The organism is uncultured Apibacter sp., assembly GCF_946479295.1.
Lineage (GTDB): Bacteria > Bacteroidota > Bacteroidia > Flavobacteriales > Weeksellaceae > Apibacter.
This window is the reverse complement of the sequence record NZ_CAMLFD010000002.1, coordinates 239,294-259,280: the sequence shown is the minus strand read 5'-3', so window position 1 is coordinate 259,280 and position 19,987 is coordinate 239,294. Positions and strand designations below refer to the sequence as shown.

Below are 19,987 nucleotides of genomic sequence, written 5' to 3'. Positions count from 1 at the left end.
GAGAATTCCCATATAAATCATCTTTTATTCCACCATATTTAGCGTAGTAACGAACATCTTTTTTAGGCGGATTGAGTTGATAAGATGAATTAGGAGCTTCATCATCAAGTTTATTGTATCCCATATAAAAATAATTAAAGTTAAAAATAATATTCAATAGCAAACAAAATTAATAATTATTTTTTTTAAAATATAAACTTTAATAAAATAATTAATTATATGATATTTTATATGCCAATATAGATCTTAATTATTTAATTATTCTTTTATTCGCACTTAAAATATTATATTATTATTTATATAGAATTATAAAAAATTAGTTTATTCTATAAAAAAACAATTTAAAACATAATTTTAATAAATAAATTTTCATCTTTTTATGGGGTTTATTTTTTTAATTATACCCCTGAAATTATATATAATATAATAAAATCGATACACAAAATAAACCTGACTAATTTAGCAAATTCCAATTTATAAAGTAAAATGTCTAATTAATCAATTAATATTTAATTATATAACAATAACAAGGCGAAAAGCAGATAAGATATAATTCAATGATTAATATTTTTTAAATTATTAGACGAATTAAAGAAACATTTTCCACCCCAATGAATTGGAAGAACAAGTTCCCTATAAAAAGATAGCTGACCTATTCAAAATCAATCTTTATACCTTATTTCATTGGACGAATATGGAAAAATTGAAAGCCTATGGAATCAGAAACCGGTTGTATTCAAGCTATTGGAAGTAGAACCTAAGATTCAGCCCTCTAAATCTTAGGTTATGGAAAGAGTTCCAAATTCGACCTTTCATCAGATCCCTTTCAATACAATATTATTTCTAAATGACCTATTGTATTGTGTTATTCTCGCCACTTCCAACATTACCATTAAATAACAGACTATCATTGGAAAATAGTACCGATGTAAGCCACCCTGATTTTCATTCTTTATCTTACTAATCATGTAAAGGAAAAATAATAAAGCCCCGTCGTTAATGCAGGATAGGCCTGTACTGAAACGCCCCGCGAAATCTATCTTAGTTAGTATGTTCGTTTTCAATAATTTTTTCTTTTTTCCACTCTACACAGGAAGGGAAATTGGACAGCATGTAATTAAATTATTCATCTCTCACCATCCTGATTAAAGAAGTTGTCAAATTTTATTCGGAGAATTCTGCTCTTTTATAAGCATTTCTGATTTACAGATAGCGTAACACTCCGGCTTTATCTCCTACCCAAAAAGTTCTAGCCTTGCTACGCGGTTAAGCTTTCTTATGTGCGAATCTCCAGCGGACAGCATGCCTTCTATATAAATCCATATGCAGAATCATACAATGTATACATATTGCTTTCTTTAGATGGAAGTATTATTTTACCATAATCATGTTGTTTATAGTAACCTCTCGACAGATTTGCAATAATACAAATATCGTTAGCTCTTTCATTAAAATATATTTAGATTAAATTACGTTTTTAACTTAATTAACAAATTTAATCTAAATATATTTTAATGAAAAAAATAATTATTTTTTCATTGTAAACCTAATTTCTCTCTTATCCTTTACCTATTAACTGACAGGCTAAATCTAGCAAGTTTACAATATCCAAAAATTCATGATGTTCAGCATTTACCTCATGAGCAAATAGAGAACTTTGGCAGACTTTTAAAATGGATTGTATAGTAAATCCTACCTGCTGGTAATTATCTATTTTCAAAACAATTTTTACCTTATCGTCATCTAAGGATTCTAAATATTGCCTTGCCCTTTTTTGAGCTGCATTTTGCTGTTGAGTTATTTTCTTCTTTTTCTTCATCATTTCAAATACAAAGAAAATTTATTACTACAGAATATAAAACCACAGACCGGATAAAAACACTCTGTTAAGGTTGTAAAAAACCACACATTCATTTTTACCGGAATTTTTACTACTTTTGTTAAAAGATAAAATTCTTTTCCCCCATGAATACAGATACAGCCAGCCCAAAAGTACACCACGGAAGAAATGTAAAACGATTGAGAGAAATATTAGGAGTAAAACAGGAAGTATTGGCAGATAAGCTGGAACTTTCCCAGCAAACCGTATCTAAACTGGAAAATAAAGAACTTATTGATGATGAAACTTTAGGGAAAATTGCTTCAGCTCTACATATTCCTGTGGAAACCATCAAAAATTTTAATGACGAGGCAACTTTTAGCTTTATAGCAAATAATTTTCATGACGCTTCAATTGGTGTAAATAGCAATTGTACAATTACATTTAACCCTATTGAAAAAATTGTAGAGCTCTATAACGAAAAGCAGGAACTTTACGAAAGAATGATTAAAGAAAAAAATGAGTTGATCGAGAAGTTGCTAAGTAAGTAAAAAATATTTTTTGAAAATTTAAAAAGATGACGTCTGTTTGACCTCATCTTTTTATTTTTTAATAAAAATCAAACTAGTTGAAATGTTGTCTAAAAACAAAAACACCAAGCTATAACGTTTGGTGTTTCAATTATTTGAATTTTTATTTAGTGGAGCTGATGGGGCTCGAACCCACGACCTTTAGACTGCCAGTCTAACACTCTAGCCAGCTGAGCTACAGCCCCAAATTTTTAAGTTTACAAAGATAACGTATTTTTCTTTTTTGCCAAACTTGCTATCGTAGTTTTCCTGTAAATTTCCAAAGTAGCATCTCTAACTTCTATGAAAACATCACGTATCGTGCAAGTATCTTCTGTAGTACAAGTATCGCAAGTTTGATGATACATAATTGAGACACAAGGAAGTAAAGCAATAGGGCCATCCATTAATCGAATTACCTCTATTAAGGTTACTTTTTCAGGATCTTTATTTAAACGATATCCTCCTTTAGCCCCTCTTCTACTCGTTAAAAATTGCGCATTCTTAAGATCCCTTAAAATATTTTCCAAAAACTTCTTAGGAATATTCTCATCTTTTGAAATTTCAGATGACAATATATTCTTCTCTTTATCTTGTTTTGCAATATAAATTAAAGCCTTTAATGCATACTTACATCGATTCGATATCATAAATTTAAAGGTAATTATTTTCCTTCAATTAGTAAAACTATTTCTCCTTTCAAGGGCTTTTCTTTACATATTTTCAATACTTCTCCAACGTTTCCTCTTATGGTTTCTTCATACATTTTAGTAAGCTCCCTGCTTATACTTATTCTCCGTTCTTCCCCAAAAATTTCTAAAATTTGTTCCAATGTTGAATTTATCTTATGCGGACTTTCATATAAAATTATTGTTCTACTCTCTTGTGATAATTCTTTGAGCTTAGATTGCCTACCTTTTTTGGGCGGTAAAAAACCTATAAAAACAAATTCATGTGAGGGAAGACCGGAAACTACTAAGGCTGGAACAAAAGCTGTTGCGCCGGGAAGGCACTCAACAGCAAGATTTTTTTCAACACATGCTTTAGCAAGCATATATCCGGGATCAGATATTCCCGGAGTTCCGGCATCGGTTATTAACGCTACGGCACGCCCCTCGGCAATTTGTTGCGTATATCCTTCCGTCTTTTGGTGTTCATTAAACATATGATACGGCTGCATAGGTGTTTGTATGTCATAATGTTTAAGAAGTTTCCCAGATGTACGAGTATCTTCTGCTAGAATTAAATCCGCTTCTTTTAAAAGTCGTAAGGCGCGTAGCGTTATATCTTCCAGATTTCCTATTGGAGTCGGGATTAAATATAGCTTTCCACTCATTTATTTCATTTCTTTTTTAAGAACCAAATCTGCATACAATTAACCCGGAAAGACGTTCTACATATTCTCCCTTATTTTTCCAATTATATTTTACGAACATTTCTTCCATCCATTTTTTTGCTTCTTCAATAGTTCTCGTTTGATTTAAAATGCCAAATTCGGCATCCATATCTGCTTTGCTCCCGTTAAACAATTGGCTAATAAATGCAATGGAATCATTAAAATCCAAACTTATAGGCCTTAACACTTTACTCTTCTCAAAAAGTTTAAAATCTGGGATTTGAATAGTTTCTAAATCTGACTTTGTTAAATTTTCTTCTCTTTCACGATTATCTTCTTCTATTATGTTTTTCTCAGCTACTTCTTTTACCTCATTATTTTCGATTTTTTCAGTAATAAGAGTTGGCTTTTCTTGAACTTCTTCTATTGTTTCCTCATTTTTACTTTCATGATAAAAATCTCTTATTTCTACCTTTTTTTCATTGACATTCTCTTTGTTTTCTAAGTTCTCAAGAATTTGTTGATATTTGGAAGTGGAAAGCTGTTTTAAGAATATAAATTTTTCATATAAATTTTGGATTTTTTGTTGATGAGACAGTAATCCTGAAAAGCTTTGTACACGACTAATTTCTGCGGCAATGGATTTTATTTCCTCCAGAACTTCTTTTTGAAATATTTCTTTGGCATTCATAATTTGCTTTTTATATATGTTCGTTAATTTCTACTTTTGTAAAAATTTTTATTAAAGACCCGAAATTTACAAATGTTTCTCGAAAATACAACAAATAGTACCCAACAAACTGGCTGGATTGAAGTAATTTGCGGTTCCATGTTCTCCGGAAAAACGGAAGAACTTATTCGCAGACTTAAACGTGCTGAATTTGCAAAACAAAAGGTTGAAATTTTCAAACCTGCCATGGATGTAAGATATGATGAAACATTAGTAGTTTCCCATGATCAAACTTCCTGTCCCAGCACTCCCATCGATAATCCATTGGAAATCCCTCTACTTGCCGCCGATTGTGATGTGGTAGGAATTGATGAAGCCCAATTTTTCAGTGATACGATCGTTGAGGTTTCCAACTTACTTGCCAATCAAGGCAAAAGAGTAATTGTAGCCGGATTGGATATGGATTTTAAAGGTAGACCTTTTGGTCCGATGCCCTTTTTAATGGCAACGGCTGAATATGTAACTAAAGTTCATGCTGTTTGCGTAAAAACCGGTAATTTGGCTAATTATTCCCATCGCATTTCAGCTGGTGAAAACTTAGTTGAACTTGGAGAAAAAGATAAATATGAACCTTTGAGCAGACAAGCTTTTTGGGAAGTCCTTGCTCAGGAAAACACACAGAAAAAGGATAAAATTTAGCGCTACTATTGACATGATTTATTCTGTATCAGCACTGGCTCGTATTCTCGGCGCGAAACTTTTAGGAGATCCTAATAGTAAAGTCGAACATATATTTTACGACAGTCGTAATATCATATTTCCTACCCATGGGGTATTTATAGCTTTTTCAGGAATTCGAAACGGTCATAATTTCATGGAAGAAGCTTATAAAAAATCTATACGCATTTTTATATGCTCGCATATTCCTGTGGTACATCCTGACGCTACCTATCTTATTGTAGAAAATCCAATTACGGCGCTACAAAAATGGGCTAATCATCATCTATCATCTTATCAGGGGCTTACCACTATCGGTATAACCGGCAGTAATGGTAAAACTGTTTTAAAAGAATGGATAAATCAATGTCTATGGGAAGAATTTTCAATTATAAAAAGCCCTAAAAGTTATAATTCTCAAATTGGACTTCCATTATCAATATTACAAATTGATTCCAAACATAATTTAGGAGTTTTTGAAGTAGGAATTTCTAAACCCGGGGAAATGGATAAGCAAGAAAAAGCTTTACATCCCAACATAGGCGTTTTAACGAATGTATTGGCAGCGCATTCAGAGTATTTTAAAAATAAAGAAGAACATATTCTTGAAAAAATAAAACTTTTTAAACATTCAAATGTTATTATTTTTCCGAATGAACCAAGTATTTCAAAAATAATTCGAGAAATTTACCCCGATAAAAAATTAGTTTCTTTTGGAGAGGATCATTCGGACATCCAATTATTAAAAACTACCCTCAAGGATAATATAGCTTTACTGAAAATTTCCATATTTGGTAAAATAATAGAATATACTTTTCCTTTTACGGATCATGCTTCCATACAAAATGTATTAGGCTTACTTGCTGTTTTAAATGAATTTGAATTTTCTCCCAATTTAATACAAGAAAAGCTTCTGCAATTACAATCAGTATCCATGCGATTAGAGCTAATGTCGGGAATCAATAATTGTACAATTATTAATGATAGTTTCAATTCCGATTACCAATCATTGGAAATTGCTTTACATTTTCTTTTTCAGCAAAATAAGCCTAAAAAAGTATTAATTCTTTCGGATATATTTCAATCTCGGATGCCTGATGCTGAATTGTATAAAAAAATTGCCGATTTGGTCAATTCCTTCCCTTTACAATATATATTACTCGTTGGCGAAAAAACTTATAAGTATAAAAACTTATTTACCGCCATGTATAAAAGTTTCCTATCCACCACGGAGGTTATTAAGTTTTTAGAAAATCAATCTATAAAAGATGCTACTATATTGATAAAAGGGGCACGTAAATTCGAATTGGAAAAAGTTGCTCAATTATTAGTAGTACAATCTCATGATACCATATTGGAAGTAAACCTCCATTCCTTATTAATGAATGTAAATTATTTTAAAAGCCAATTAAAACCCGAGACCAAGATAATTGCTATGGTAAAAGCTTCTTCTTATGGATTAGGTAATTTTGAAGTCGCAGAAGTTTTACAATATTATCATATTGATTATCTTGCTGTAGCTTATCCTGATGAAGGTTTTAAATTAAGAGACAAAGGAATTTATTTGCCTATTATGGTCATGAATCCGGAAATGAGTAGCTATGATAGAGTCATAGATTATAAATTAGAGCCAGAAATATATAGTTTTCGCGAACTTGACTTGTTCATCCAAAAATTAAAAGAAAAAAACATAGTAAAAAGATATCCTATTCATATTAAAATAGATACCGGAATGCATCGTTTAGGATTTCAACCTGAAGAAACCCGAAAACTAGGAGAATTATTAAAAGATAATGATTGGGTAGAAGTTAAGTCGGTTTTCAGTCATTTTGCCGTGTCTGATGTTTTGGAAGAGGAAAAATTTACAAGATTACAAGCGTCAAAACTCAATTATTCATTTGATATTTTGGTAACTATATTAGGATACAAACCGCTTCTTCATATTTCTAACTCCACTGGGATTATCAATTATCCGGAGTACCAATTTGATGCAGTACGTTTAGGAATAGGCATGTATGGATATATTGATAACGAAAGAGCCTTAAAAAAACTTGAAAATGTTATTACTTTAAAAACGGTCATTTCAAATATTCACGAACTGAAACCGGGAGAAACAGTTGGTTATGGCAGAAGGTTTATAGTCCAAAAAAATAGGTCTATTGCAACTTTACCTATTGGTTATGCAGATGGAATTAGAAGAATAATTGGAAATGGAAAAGGATATGTAAATATACAAGGGAAAAAAGCTCCCATTATAGGAAATATATGTATGGATATGATGATGGTTGATGTTACGGGTATTGCATGTAAAGAAGGTGACACCGTTATAATTATCGGCGAAAATCCAAGTTTGAAAAAGTATGCAGAATGGTATCAAACTATTCCTTATGAAGTATTGACTTCTATTTCGCCGAGAGTAAAACGTATATATTATAGGGAATAAAATATAATTTTTATTTAATCTAAAATAATTGAATTTCAAAAATTATTGCTGAATCTTACAATTATATTTCAACTACATTTTTAACTATTTATAAAAACTAAGATTTTAAGCAAGTAAGCAAAATACATATTGCTTACTATCATTTTTTCAAATGATATCGTTTGCGGATATATTTAAAATATTTCTGAAATAGAATTTTTGCAAACATGCTTTCAATAAAGATGTTATAAAAATTTATATTTCTAAGATTAGAATCTATAAAGATTAATTATGTAAGCGTATACTTGCTCGTATCAAAGCTATAGCATTAATTTGCTCCATTAACATATCTTTAGGCTGATGGTGCTGATTTTGTGATACTAATTTTATATAGTTATCTCCCAATTCTGATTTCTGAACAAATTTAACAGTAGTATATTCATTCCAGTCATCTATTTTTATTGAAAGTAAATACATTTCTCCCCAAAAAATTTTATCTAAAGTAATTTCTTTATACAAAACAATATCTCCACTTTTCAATAAAGGATACATAGAATCTCCTTTTACATATACTCCCCCGTCACATTTAGCTATTCCAGGTATACGAATACGATCTAAAATTGCTTCGCTTGAAGTTCCTTTAAAGAGCTCAACTAATCCTGCAGTAGCTTCCAAATCGTATAAAGGAATATCTTGTATATCCCATATTGGATCTGTAGTTTTACGAGAAACGCTTATTGGAGATGTAATTATTTCTTCGCCCTTTGTAAATCCCGAAACTCTTTTAAGCATAGATTCTCTACCGGTAAGAAGCCAATTTACATTTATCTCATCAAACTTATTTGCAATATCTTTCAATATATCGTAAGAGGGTTTATTTCCTTCTTTTTTCAAGCGATTAAGTTTTTCTGAAGAAGTATAACCTAACCCATTAACTGCAAAATCATGAACACTTCTAAACCCTTTATAGTTAATAAGATCTATCATTCTTTCAAAGAAATTTGTATTTTTTCTCATTTTCAATTTACTTTTTACAAATATATTTGTATTTTTGTCTAATATTGTATTGTAAATATATGACAAATTTTTACAAAACTATATAATAATCAGAAAATTAATTTATTAGTACAAGAATAAACTTTAACAAATTTACAAACGAATAAGAAAATAATATAGGTAAATTCTGATACATACCATTTTTCTATTTAATGATGAAAATAAATTTATATATACTTTATCTATTTAATATTACAAACTTAGCTGCAATATTTTTAGAAATACCTTTTTTCACTATCCGAAAAGCTATATAAATATTTTCATTCTATCAATTAATTAATAAACAAATTTGAAAGAATTTGACATTCTGAAATGTCAATACAACTAGAAAAAACACTTATCATGAGAAAAAAAAGATTAAACCTCCTTGACCTGAGAACTTGTTTAAGTTATGACTCAGAAGTAAAAAAATTTCTTAGTTTAAAAGAAAGATGTATAATGCACCACAATCAGATAAAGATACTCGAATGGGCTTATCCATTAGAAATCCCCGTAGATCTTATAGCTAAAATTGAAGAAAAACTAATTGAGATACGTAGAAAAAGATGGAAAAGGCCGGAATATCATTTTGAAAAAGAACGCAATACTATCATACGCACAAAAATAAGATAAAATACAGGTGTTGTCTTATCTTTACATCCGGCCTATTCTATAATTTAATTCACATTTTTGCTATAAAGTATTGATAACTAAAATTTCATCTTGTTTCCTCATGAATTCATCAATAGAATAATTACTAATAAATCTTACTATAACAGTTCAATATATGCAAAAAAATCTTAAAATACTATTTAAAATGTCACAATAAATATAAAATAGAAAACAAAAAACCTATAAAAACCAATATGATTAATTATTTAAATGATATTAATAAAACACTATTCGATTTCATCAACCATTATGGTAACATTATTTTGGTAACTGTGATTAGCATGGTTGCTCGTTCTATTTATAAAGGAATATCTATAGGCAGACTATTTCTTAAAATTCCTATTTCAACTATTATTGGAATTGTTATAGGAATGTTATTGGAGGAATTTAGTGAAGAATCCAATAATACCATACTTGTCATCTGTATGATAACGGGTGCATACACCGGTGAGATCTTAGAAGGAATAGAACAACTTTTAAAATGGACTCCTTTAGTAATTAAGAAAATTATTTGTAAAAAATTGGATATTGATGATAAAGACCATTAATTTTCATAATAAATTTATTAGTTTATGCTAATCGGTAATAATAAGGCATGTAATTAATAGCCCTACCATTAAATAAATCCTATTCTTTTAAATTACTAATTTGTAGTGGATTATTTATATTAAAATTTTATCTTTAACTAATTTATATACAAATAATTATAAAAACACATAATTGAAAATTTTATTTTTTTATTCTTTTAAGTTTCTGACAAATATTTATTTAAATTGTGTTGATCAATTTTAAAATCAATAAAATCTATAACCTATTTTTTAAAGCTGTTATAAAGATAGTATATTTGTTTTTAAATAAGTTTAAGATAATATACGATAAAAATGCTATCAATAAAAAATTTGCACGCAAGTATTGGAGATAAAGAAATATTGAAAGGTATAAACCTTGAAATTAAGAAAGGTGAAGTCCATGCAATTATGGGACCCAATGGAGGTGGAAAAAGTACGCTTTCAAATGTAATTTCCGGAAGAGAAGATTATGAAGTTACTGAAGGATCTATATTTTTAGAAGGAAAAAATTTATTAGACCTCGCTGCGGAAGAAAGAGCAAATGCCGGAGTATTTATGTCTTTTCAATACCCAGTTGAAATTCCAGGTGTAAGCGTTTCTAATTTTTTAAAAGCAGCTATCAATGCCAATAGAAAAGCTAATGGGCAGAATGACATTTCCGCACATGAATTTTTACAAAAAGTAAAAGAAAAATCAGAAATGTTGGAAATACGAAAAGATTTTCTTTCCCGTTCACTTAATGAAGGCTTTTCAGGAGGAGAAAAGAAAAGAAATGAAATTTTTCAAATGGCCATGTTAGAGCCTAAATTAGCCATTTTGGATGAAACCGATTCAGGGCTAGATATAGATGCATTGCGTATTGTATCTCATGGTGTAAACAAAATAAAAAACAAAGATAATGCGATCTTAGTAATTACTCACTACCAACGCTTACTAGATCACATTGTACCGGATTACGTGCATGTATTGATGGACGGAAAAATAATAAAATCGGGAACTAAAGAACTCGCTTTGGAATTAGAAGATAAAGGATACGATTGGTTATAAACTTCAAGTAAAGATCAATTAGCAAATCCTCTTAAATTAAATTATTAAAATGAATATTCCACAAAATACTGAATTAGAAAAAATTTCAATACAGGCACAATCAACTTTAGAAAAAATAAGTTATCCTACGAAAAAAAACGAAGATTGGAAGTTCACTAGAATATCAGATTTTAATCCTGAATCCTTTAATTCAGCTAAAGTAAATTTTGTCTCTCAAGAAATTATTAATGATATTGTAGGAAACGAATCCAATACCTATAAAATTGTTTTGATTGACGGCATCATTTCTTCTGAATATTCCAATTATCCACAAAAAAAATGGGTAACTCTTTCTTTTTCGGAAGCCCTAAAAAGTGAAAAATATCAATCTATTTTACTTTCAAAGGTAAATTCAATCTCTGATAAAGAACATTATTTTAACACATTAAATATGGCTTCTTATCAAGAAGGCATATTTATTTATGTTCCAAAGCAAACAATAGAAGAAGAATTAATTGAATTAATTTATATAAATTCAGAACAAGATCAAAAAGCTATTCGAAATCTGCGAAATTTGATTATCATTGAAGATCAATCGAAAATACAAATCTCTGAAAAAACTTATTCGCTTTCAGAATTCGATTTTTTCAGCAATATTGTTACTGAAATATTTGTAGGAAAAAATGCAGATTTCCGACTTTATAAAATACAAGATGATGTACCTACCTCTTACCTTATTGATTCTACCTTTATAGAACAAGAAGCAGATAGCACGGCTCTAATTCATACATTCTCGTTTGGAGGTAAGACCGTTCGCAATGAATTATCTTTTGACCATAAAGGAGAAAATATTAATTCAACACTAAAAGGAATAACCATCATAGGAGAAGGACAAGAAGTAGGAAATCATACATTGGTTAAACACAATCAGCCAAACTGTGAAAGTCATGAATTATATAGAGGGATTTACCAAAATTCCAGTCATGGAATATTTAACGGTAAAATAAAAGTAAATAAGATCGCTCAGAAAACCAATGCGTTTCAACAAAATAACAATATTTTACTTTCTGAAAAATCAAGTATTGATACCAAACCTCAATTGGAGATATTTGCCGATGACGTGAAATGTTCACACGGCTGTACAGTAGGACAGCTAGATAACGATGCTTTATTCTATATGAAACAAAGAGGTATTCATGAAAAGGAAGCTAAAGCCTTACTTATGTTTGCATTCTGTGCTGATGTAATGGAAACGGTTCCCATTCCTCATTTAAAGAATAAAATAAACAAGATCGTAGCAAAGAAATTAGGTGTAAATTCAGATTTTGAAATTTAAATTTACTTTATAAATCATTTGAAAAAGGTTAGGAATAAATCCTAACCTTTTCTATTACTATTTTCTATCATTTTTTTATGTAACTTATAAAAATCATACCATTACTTGTAATTTATTTGAAATCATTTATTAAAATTCAATGTTTATTAAATAATTTAGCATTATAGACAACTAATAAATTTTAGATGAAGATACTTCTATCCCCTGCAAAAATAATGAGCTTGAAAACGCATTCATATTGGAGTATGCATACTCAGCCTGAATTAATTGATTATGCTAAAAAATTGCAATTTGTATTAAAAGAATATTCTCCTTCTGAATTAGAAAGCTTGCTTAACATTTCTCCCAAATTATCTAGAGAAAATTGGGAAAGAATTCAAGAGTGGAATCCCAATCCATCGAAAGCGGAATGTATACAGGCTATTTTTGCTTTTAAAGGTGAAGTTTACAGAGGATTAGACGCAGAATCCTTATCAAATTCATCTTTAACTTATTTACAAAATAATCTTTTAATTATTTCAGGCCTCTATGGCTTACTTCATCCTTCGGATGACATTATGCTCTATCGACTGGAAATGGGAAAAAAACTTAAAACAGAACAAGCTATAGATTTATACGGATTTTGGCGAGAAATTCTAACATTGTATCTAAACACTTTACTTACAAATGATGAGCCTATTTTAAATCTTGCCAGTAAAGAATATTTTTCAGTTTTCAACCGCAATAAGTTAAAAGGTAGGGTAACCGATATTGAATTCAAAGATTATAAAAACGGTTCTTTAAAAAGCATTATGATGTATTTTAAAAAAGCTCGAGGAAAGATGACTCGTTGGTGTGCTGAAAATTCCATCAATAATATTGAAGACATAAAAACTTATAATGGAGACGATTACGAATTTTCTGACAAATTATCTACAGAAAATAATTTAGTATTTATTCGATAAAAAATTATTTTCCATTTATGACAAGAGTTTCTTTGCCCTCATTAAACTTACTTTGACATTAGCTAGAGACAAGCCTGTTTCTTGCACTATAACTTTTAATTTTTTTCCTTCAACATAACGAGAATAAATTAATTTTCGATAATTTTCAGGAAGTTTGTCTAATCTTTTTTCAAAAGCTTCTAGATTTTGCTTATCAATAAATAATTGCTCGGGAGAAGGCTCCCAATCACTCAAATGATGATATTCTTCGTTTGAAAATTTATTTTTGTCCTTATTTTTTTTTCTTAAAAAATCTATCGCTGTATTATGTGCAATTGATGTAACCCAGGTCTTAAAATCAAAATCAGCATTATAAAGATTTAACTTATTCAGCACCTTAGTGAAAGTTTCAATAGTTAATTCTTCTGAATAATTTTCATCTTTAACTATAGAAAAAATATATGATTTAATATCTCCCCAATAAAGATTAACTATTTTACTTTGAGCTTGTTGTCTCGAATTTTTTGCTTCCTCTAGAAGTTGTAAAAGGTCTGATTTATTTTTCAACTTACAATTACTTTCATTTTTATTGGACAATCTACAATAATAATACCTAAATAAAAAATTAAATAATTAATATCCCCACTTATTATATTTACACTTATCATGTATTTATCTCATTAAAATAGACCTATTTAATGGCATTATTTTTGAAATTATCTTATCTAAATATTCATAAAATTTATACATATACATGAAATCATTTATAAAAAATTGGTGGATTATGCTTCTTTTAGGCATATTGTTCATTTTAGCTGGAATTATAGTAATGGCGTCTCCCACACCATCACTAATTTTTTTAACAACATTTTTCTCTGTTTCATTTCTGGTTTTCGGGCTATTCGAAATCGTTTTTTCGTTAAGTAATACTCATACCGATAATTGGGGATGGTATTTGGCCGGAGGAATCCTAGATTTATTAGTAGGAATTATCCTAATTTCCTCAAATATTTTTACTCAAATGGGTATTTTATCTTTTTTCATTGGATTTTGGTTAATGTTTAAAGGAGTTAGCTTAATAGGGCACTCTTTTGATATTAAAAACCTTGGAATAAGTAATTGGGGATGGCTATTAGCCTTAGGAATATTAGAAGTCATACTATCATTTATTATTGTAATGTTTCCTCCTATCGGTTTAGCTGCTTTATTAATTTGGGTTAGTGTCTCTATGTTGTTTTTAGGCATCTATTATATTAGTTTAGCTTTTAGTGTAAAAAAAATAAAGAATAAAATAGTATAATCATTCAATAAGTATTTCAACAATATGAAACCTTTGATATTCTTATTAAATTAAGTTCAAAGGTTTTTTTATGAATAATGGAAAACTATCCTAATTTTAATTTAATCAATTTAATTACAAATCCTTATATAAAAATGACCTTATTTCGCAAAAAGGCATATTCTAAGAATCTGACACATTGACGCTTTTACTTTCTTTTTGTCATAAAACTTTTATTTGGCATATTTTTAGAAAAAAGACTATTATCAATTAGTAAAAAAATAATAATAAAATTAAATCAAAATAGATATGTCAGAATTATCAATTAAACCATTAGCTGACCGCGTAGTTGTAGAACCGGCAGCTGCTGAAACGAAAACCGCATCAGGAATTATCATCCCTGATAGTGCTAAAGAAAAACCTCAAGAAGGAGTTGTAGTTGCAGTAGGAGCTGGAAAAAAAGATGAACCGTTAACAGTTAAAATTGGTGATAAAGTTTTATATGGCAAATATTCCGGTACGGAACTAAAACTTAATGGAAAAGATTATCTTATAATGAGAGAATCTGATATTTTAGCAATCGTTTAAATAAACCAATTACAAAATTCTTAAAATTAATAAAATGGCAAAAGATATAAAATTTAATATTGAATCTAGAGATGCTCTAAAGAAAGGGGTTGATGCTTTAGCTGACGCGGTTAAAGTTACTTTAGGACCTAAAGGAAGGAATGTTGTTATTCAAAAATCTTTCGGTGCTCCTCATGTAACAAAAGACGGGGTTACAGTAGCTAAAGAAATTGAGTTAGAAGAACCTATTGAAAACTTGGGTGCTCAAATGGTTAAAGAAGTAGCATCTAAGACCAATGACGTAGCTGGTGATGGTACTACTACAGCGACTGTATTAGCTCAAGCTATCGTAAGAGAAGGTCTAAAAAATGTGGCTGCCGGTGCAAACCCTATGGATTTAAAAAGAGGTATTGACAAAGCAGTGGCTTCTGTTGTTGAAGAATTGAAAAAACAATCTCAAGAAGTTGGTTCTGATTCAGAAAAAATTAAACAAGTGGCTTCTATTTCAGCAAACAACGACGACACAATCGGAGCTTTAATTGCTGAAGCATTTGGTAAAGTAGGTAAAGAAGGTGTTATTACTGTTGAAGAAGCTAAAGGTACTGATACTTACGTTGACGTAGTGGAAGGTATGCAGTTTGACAGAGGATACCAATCTCCTTATTTTGTAACTAATACAGACAAAATGATTACCGAGCTGGAAAGTCCATATATTTTATTATGCGATAAAAAAATCTCCAGCATGAAAGACCTACTTCCAGTTTTGGAACCAGTTGCTCAACATGGTAAGTCATTACTTATTATTTCTGAAGAAGTAGACGGTGAAGCATTAGCTACTTTAGTTGTAAATAAATTAAGAGGATCTTTAAAAATTGCTGCTGTTAAAGCTCCTGGTTTTGGAGATAGAAGAAAAGCAATGTTGGAAGATATAGCAATATTAACGGGAGGTACAGTAATTTCAGAAGAAGCTGGATTAACTTTAGAAGGTGCTACATTAGAAATGTTAGGTACTGCTGAAAAAGTATCTATCGATAAAGATAACACTACTATTGTTAACGGTGCAGGAAGTGATGAAAATATCAAACAAAGAGTTGCTCAAATTAAAGCTCAAATTGAAAATACCACTTCAGATTACGATAAAGAAAAACTTCAAGAAAGACTTGCCAAATTAGCAGGTGGAGTGGCTGTATTATATGTAGGTGCTGCTTCTGAAGTTGAAATGAAAGAGAAAAAAGATCGCGTTGATGATGCTTTACATGCAACTCGTGCTGCTGTAGAAGAAGGTTTTGTTGCCGGTGGTGGGGTAGCTCTAGTTCGTGCAATTAACGGAATAGAATCATTGAAAGGTATCAATCAAGATGAAGAAACAGGTATTAAAATAGTAAGAAGAGCTATTGAAGAACCTCTTCGTCAAATTGTAGCCAATGCAGGTGGAGAAGGCTCTGTTGTTGTAAATAAAGTTAAAGAAGGTAAGGATGATTTCGGATATAATGCAAAATCAGAACAATACGAAAATATGTTCAGCGCCGGAATTATCGACCCAACCAAAGTAACACGTGTAGCTCTTGAAAATGCTGCCTCTGTTGCAGGAATGTTATTAACAACAGAATGTGTAATCACCGATATTAAAAAAGATGAGCCAGCAATGCCTCCAATGGGCGGAGGAATGCCAGGAATGATGTAAGAATCTCAGCTAATAATAAAATAAAAAGTCAGGATATCCTGACTTTTTATTTTTATTACAATTCTTCCTTAAGATATTTGTAATGATTATTATCTTATCAACTTCTTCGTAAGTTATTTCAGTATACACATTTATAAATCTACTTAGTAATATAATTCTGTCTTTAATCCTAAAAAAGTGAAATCATTAATTATTTTATTGATTGATTAAATTATACTAGTACATATTTGATTCATATATTTCCCATATAAATATTTTTAGAATATAATTATAATCTAATATTTCAATAATTTATTATTGAAAAAATCACTAGCCCCTACGGAAATAGTTTATTGTTAATGATATATTTATAAACTAACTAAATAATAATTCTCTTACATTTTTAACAATTGACTGAATAACAATTGCTTAAAAAAATAATATCAAAAAAATCAATTATAAAATCAATATAATACGTACCTTTGTACAGTTTTTTGTGGAATATTAAAATATGAAGCATCCTTTATTTTATGCAAAAATATTACTCTTCGGAGAGTATGGAATTATAGAAAATTCAAGAGGGTTAACCTTACCTTATAACGCCTACAAAGGAACTTTACAGTTTTCAACAGAACTCAATAATGTTGAACTGGAATCGAATAAATCATTGCATAGATTTGCTGAATTTTTGAAAACATTACACTTCCCTAAAAAATTTACAATTAACATTTCACAGTTAGAAAAGGACATTGAAAAAGGGATGTTCTTTGATTCAAATATACCGCAAGGGTATGGAGTAGGAAGTTCAGGAGCACTTGTAGCGGCTATCTTCGATAAATATTCAGGAACTAAAATTCTACCCGCTACCATCTTAAAAACAGATTTAAAAGATTTAAAAACTGTTTTTGGACAAATGGAATCTTTTTTTCACGGAAAGAGCTCTGGGATTGATCCACTCATCTGTTACATGAATATTCCTTTATTAATACAGCCAAATGCAGAAGTTGATAAGATTGGATTAGCAGAGAGTAAAGACGGTAAAGGGGCTGTTTTTTTAATTAATTCCGGCATGCCGGGTGAAACCGAACCTATGGTTCAGATTTTCTTTGAAAAACTTAAAAATGAAGGCTTCAGGAAAACATTAAAAGAAGAATTTATTAAATATAATAATGATTGCATCGATTCCTTTTTGAATAAGGATATGGGGTCTTTTTTTCAAAATTTAAAACACCTTTCTCTTTGGGCTTTGAATCATTTCACTCCTATGATTCCTAGAAAATTTTTAAAAATATGGAAAAAGGGAATTGATACTAATACCTATTATTTAAAACTTTGTGGTTCCGGAGGAGGAGGATATATATTAGGTTTTACTCAAGACTATGATGCTACAGAAAAAATGTTAAAAAATTACAAAAAAGAGGTGGTATATCGTTTTTAATTACAAATAGCTTCCATTTTTTTGTATTTTTACCTGCCTAAAATCCTTGGCGGATGTACCTTTCAGGAAAAAAAATATTATTAATTAATCTCTCTTTTTTGGTAAGAGTTAGAATTTTTAACGTAATTATGTTAATTCTTGCCATGTATGTTTCTGCCATTTTTTTATTTGGTGACGAAAAAGATATAATTGAAAATTTTAAAAATATAAAACTTCATGGTATTATCTTATCTTCCTCATTAAGTGCCATGGCCGGTTATATTATTAATTTTTTTTATGATCAGGAAAAAGATATGGTTTACCGACCTATTTCCTCTATAATACAACGCTTCATTAGCAACGGGATTGCATTAAGATTTTACATCTTTTTCAATAGTATATCTTTAACAATTGCTGCCTTACTTTCTTATCGTATTTTTATTTTTTTCTTAGTATATCAATTCATTATATGGTTTTATAGCCATAAGCTCAGCCGTATTGTATTTATTAACAACTTAACTAATTCAGCATTACTACTTTTTCCATTTTTAGCGCTATTTTTATATTATGAAAATTTTTCATCTTATATAATATACCTTTCAGAATTTCTATTTATCATGGTTCTCATAAAAGATATCTGTAAAGACCTTCTTTCATTCAAATATGATGATTTATTTAATTACAATACCCTTCCTAATACATTAGGGATTATTCCTACTAAAATTATTTTAAATATTCTTATTTGTATACTCATATTTATTTCAATTCATTTAACTTTTGAGCCGCATCTCTATGAAATTCGTTTATATTATTTACTAACTGCTTTATTAAGTTTGGGTTCAATTATAAGTATTTGGATAACTAAATCGGAATATATGCAAATACTAATTTTTATGATTAAGTTTTGGATTTTTTTAGGTACTATTTCCCTATTATTTATTGACGGGAATCCCTTAACTTTGCACTTTTAGAAAGTCTGTATTATATAAGGCAAAGCAGCAATTAATATTTCATTATAATACATTCATTTTTTTAAATTTTTATCAAAATTAGATTTGCAATAAATGAAAAATAATAAATCATACGAAAGAAAAGGATCGGGAAGAAATGAAAAATCTCATAAAAAAGATTATTTCAAAACTAATGACAGAAGAGAAAACAAGCAAAAAAGCAAAGATAAATTTGAAGACAGAAAAAAATTTACTTCTTCCTCTACACCATTTCGTAAAAGAACTCCTAAAACGCCAAAGCAAAGTGATGGTACAAGACTTAACAAGTATATAGCTAATTCAGGGGTTTGCAGCAGAAGAGAAGCAGATATATTCATTCAAAACGGGGTAGTCGAAGTCAACGGCAAAATTATTACGGAATTCGGATACAAGGTAAAACCGGGAGATGAAGTATTTTTTGACGGAAGATATATTCGTCCTGAAAAAAATGTATATGTATTGTTAAATAAACCTAAAGGCTATATTTCAACAACCAAGGATGAAAAAGCGCGAAAAACAGTATTAGACCTTGTTGCAAATGCATCTCCTTACCGTTTATACCCCGTTGGTCGTTTGGACAGGCAAACTACCGGCGTACTATTATTAACTAATGATGGAGATCTTACTAAAAAATTAACTCATCCTTCTCATGAAGTTAAAAAGATTTATCATGTTACGCTAAATAAAAAAGTGTCCATTGAGGATTTTGGAAAATTATTGGAAGGATTACGTTTCGAAGAAGGAATTGCCAAGGTTGATAAAATATCATATATTGAAGGTTCTCCTAAAAATGAAGTAGGTGTTGAAATTCATATAGGTTGGAATCGTATAATACGAAGAATGTTCGAAAGATTGGGGTATGAAGTGGAAAAATTAGACAGAGTTATGTTTGCTGGATTAACTAAAAAAGCATTAAAACGAGGTTACTGGAGAATTCTCACAGACCTCGAAGTTAATACTTTAAAAATGCTTTAATTT

21 protein-coding genes and 1 tRNA gene are annotated in these 19,987 nt (G+C 29.7%); 14 read left to right on the top strand and 8 right to left on the bottom strand.

Annotation, left to right across the window (positions count from 1 at the left end; genetic code table 11):
- Positions 1–815: 815 nt before the first annotated feature.
- Entirely contained in the window at positions 816–1,064 is a 249-nt protein-coding gene (locus tag Q0T35_RS03735) for a hypothetical protein (RefSeq protein ID WP_293919400.1), read from the bottom strand.
- A 494-nt stretch (positions 1,065–1,558) separates the two neighbouring features.
- On the bottom strand, positions 1,559–1,819 hold the full coding sequence (locus tag Q0T35_RS03730) for a hypothetical protein (protein ID WP_295841006.1): 261 nt from the start codon (positions 1,817–1,819) through the stop codon (positions 1,559–1,561).
- Between the two features lie 146 nt (positions 1,820–1,965).
- On the opposite strand from Q0T35_RS03730, the gene Q0T35_RS03725 reads away from it, so the two are divergent.
- Positions 1,966–2,370, top strand: coding sequence for a helix-turn-helix domain-containing protein (locus Q0T35_RS03725; protein ID WP_293918672.1), 405 nt, complete (start codon positions 1,966–1,968; stop codon positions 2,368–2,370).
- A 150-nt stretch (positions 2,371–2,520) separates the two neighbouring features.
- On the opposite strand, the gene Q0T35_RS03720 is transcribed toward Q0T35_RS03725, so the two are convergent.
- The 4 genes from Q0T35_RS03720 to Q0T35_RS03705 form a co-directional block, all read right to left on the bottom strand.
- Positions 2,521–2,594 (bottom strand) — tRNA-Ala (locus tag Q0T35_RS03720).
- Positions 2,595–2,606: 12 nt separating this feature from the next.
- Positions 2,607–3,038: an Rrf2 family transcriptional regulator gene (locus Q0T35_RS03715; RefSeq protein ID WP_293918670.1), complete on the bottom strand. Its 432-nt coding sequence runs from the start codon at positions 3,036–3,038 to the stop codon at positions 2,607–2,609.
- Positions 3,039–3,052: 14 nt separating this feature from the next.
- Entirely contained in the window at positions 3,053–3,724 is a 672-nt protein-coding gene (gene rsmI / locus Q0T35_RS03710) for a 16S rRNA (cytidine(1402)-2'-O)-methyltransferase (RefSeq protein WP_295841005.1), read from the bottom strand.
- 16 nt (positions 3,725–3,740) lie between these two features.
- Positions 3,741–4,415, bottom strand: a complete 675-nt coding sequence (locus Q0T35_RS03705) for a hypothetical protein (RefSeq protein WP_295841004.1) — start codon at positions 4,413–4,415, stop codon at positions 3,741–3,743.
- A 72-nt stretch (positions 4,416–4,487) separates the two neighbouring features.
- On the opposite strand from Q0T35_RS03705, the gene Q0T35_RS03700 reads away from it, so the two are divergent.
- Positions 4,488–5,093 (top strand): thymidine kinase, encoded by a 606-nt coding sequence (locus Q0T35_RS03700; RefSeq protein WP_295841003.1) that lies wholly within the window; start codon positions 4,488–4,490, stop codon positions 5,091–5,093.
- Positions 5,094–5,106: 13 nt separating this feature from the next.
- Entirely contained in the window at positions 5,107–7,554 is a 2,448-nt protein-coding gene (locus Q0T35_RS03695) for a bifunctional UDP-N-acetylmuramoyl-tripeptide:D-alanyl-D-alanine ligase/alanine racemase (RefSeq protein ID WP_295841002.1), read from the top strand.
- A 264-nt stretch (positions 7,555–7,818) separates the two neighbouring features.
- On the opposite strand, the gene Q0T35_RS03690 is transcribed toward Q0T35_RS03695, so the two are convergent.
- Entirely contained in the window at positions 7,819–8,550 is a 732-nt protein-coding gene (locus Q0T35_RS03690) for a S24 family peptidase (RefSeq protein ID WP_295841001.1), read from the bottom strand.
- Positions 8,551–8,931: 381 nt separating this feature from the next.
- Here Q0T35_RS03690 and Q0T35_RS03685 point away from each other — a divergent pair, with 381 nt between their 5' ends.
- The 5 genes from Q0T35_RS03685 (at position 8,932) to yaaA (ending at position 13,115) form a co-directional block, all read left to right on the top strand.
- Entirely contained in the window at positions 8,932–9,201 is a 270-nt protein-coding gene (locus Q0T35_RS03685; protein ID WP_295841000.1) for a hypothetical protein, read from the top strand.
- 233 nt (positions 9,202–9,434) lie between these two features.
- Positions 9,435–9,788: a hypothetical protein gene (locus Q0T35_RS03680; RefSeq protein WP_293918902.1), complete on the top strand. Its 354-nt coding sequence runs from the start codon at positions 9,435–9,437 to the stop codon at positions 9,786–9,788.
- Positions 9,789–10,121: 333 nt separating this feature from the next.
- On the top strand, positions 10,122–10,856 hold the full coding sequence (gene sufC, locus Q0T35_RS03675) for a Fe-S cluster assembly ATPase SufC (RefSeq protein ID WP_293918903.1): 735 nt from the start codon (positions 10,122–10,124) through the stop codon (positions 10,854–10,856).
- A gap of 49 nt (positions 10,857–10,905) precedes the next feature.
- On the top strand, positions 10,906–12,171 hold the full coding sequence (gene sufD, locus Q0T35_RS03670; RefSeq protein WP_295840999.1) for a Fe-S cluster assembly protein SufD: 1,266 nt from the start codon (positions 10,906–10,908) through the stop codon (positions 12,169–12,171).
- Positions 12,172–12,356: 185 nt separating this feature from the next.
- The gene (gene yaaA, locus Q0T35_RS03665) at positions 12,357–13,115 is read left to right on the top strand and encodes a peroxide stress protein YaaA (protein WP_295840998.1); all 759 of its coding nucleotides are present in this window, start codon (positions 12,357–12,359) and stop codon (positions 13,113–13,115) included.
- Between the two features lie 15 nt (positions 13,116–13,130).
- On the opposite strand, the gene Q0T35_RS03660 is transcribed toward yaaA, so the two are convergent.
- Positions 13,131–13,661 carry a sigma-70 family RNA polymerase sigma factor gene (locus tag Q0T35_RS03660; RefSeq protein WP_295840997.1) on the bottom strand — a complete coding sequence of 177 codons (531 nt, stop codon included), beginning with the start codon at positions 13,659–13,661 and terminating at the stop codon, positions 13,131–13,133.
- Between the two features lie 187 nt (positions 13,662–13,848).
- Here Q0T35_RS03660 and Q0T35_RS03655 point away from each other — a divergent pair, with 187 nt between their 5' ends.
- The 6 genes from Q0T35_RS03655 (at position 13,849) to Q0T35_RS03630 (ending at position 19,984) form a co-directional block, all read left to right on the top strand.
- Positions 13,849–14,394: an HdeD family acid-resistance protein gene (locus tag Q0T35_RS03655; RefSeq protein WP_293918907.1), complete on the top strand. Its 546-nt coding sequence runs from the start codon at positions 13,849–13,851 to the stop codon at positions 14,392–14,394.
- A 288-nt stretch (positions 14,395–14,682) separates the two neighbouring features.
- Positions 14,683–14,961 (top strand): co-chaperone GroES, encoded by a 279-nt coding sequence (locus tag Q0T35_RS03650; protein WP_293918908.1) that lies wholly within the window; start codon positions 14,683–14,685, stop codon positions 14,959–14,961.
- Between the two features lie 34 nt (positions 14,962–14,995).
- A complete protein-coding gene (gene groL / locus Q0T35_RS03645) occupies positions 14,996–16,624 on the top strand; it encodes a chaperonin GroEL (protein ID WP_293918909.1) in 1,629 nt (542 codons plus the stop codon).
- A gap of 490 nt (positions 16,625–17,114) precedes the next feature.
- A complete protein-coding gene (locus Q0T35_RS03640) occupies positions 17,115–18,041 on the top strand; it encodes a mevalonate kinase (protein ID WP_293918910.1) in 927 nt (308 codons plus the stop codon).
- 53 nt (positions 18,042–18,094) lie between these two features.
- The gene (locus Q0T35_RS03635; protein ID WP_293918911.1) at positions 18,095–18,991 is read left to right on the top strand and encodes a UbiA family prenyltransferase; all 897 of its coding nucleotides are present in this window, start codon (positions 18,095–18,097) and stop codon (positions 18,989–18,991) included.
- A gap of 93 nt (positions 18,992–19,084) precedes the next feature.
- Positions 19,085–19,984: a pseudouridine synthase gene (locus Q0T35_RS03630; RefSeq protein WP_293918912.1), complete on the top strand. Its 900-nt coding sequence runs from the start codon at positions 19,085–19,087 to the stop codon at positions 19,982–19,984.
- Positions 19,985–19,987: the final 3 nt, after the last annotated feature.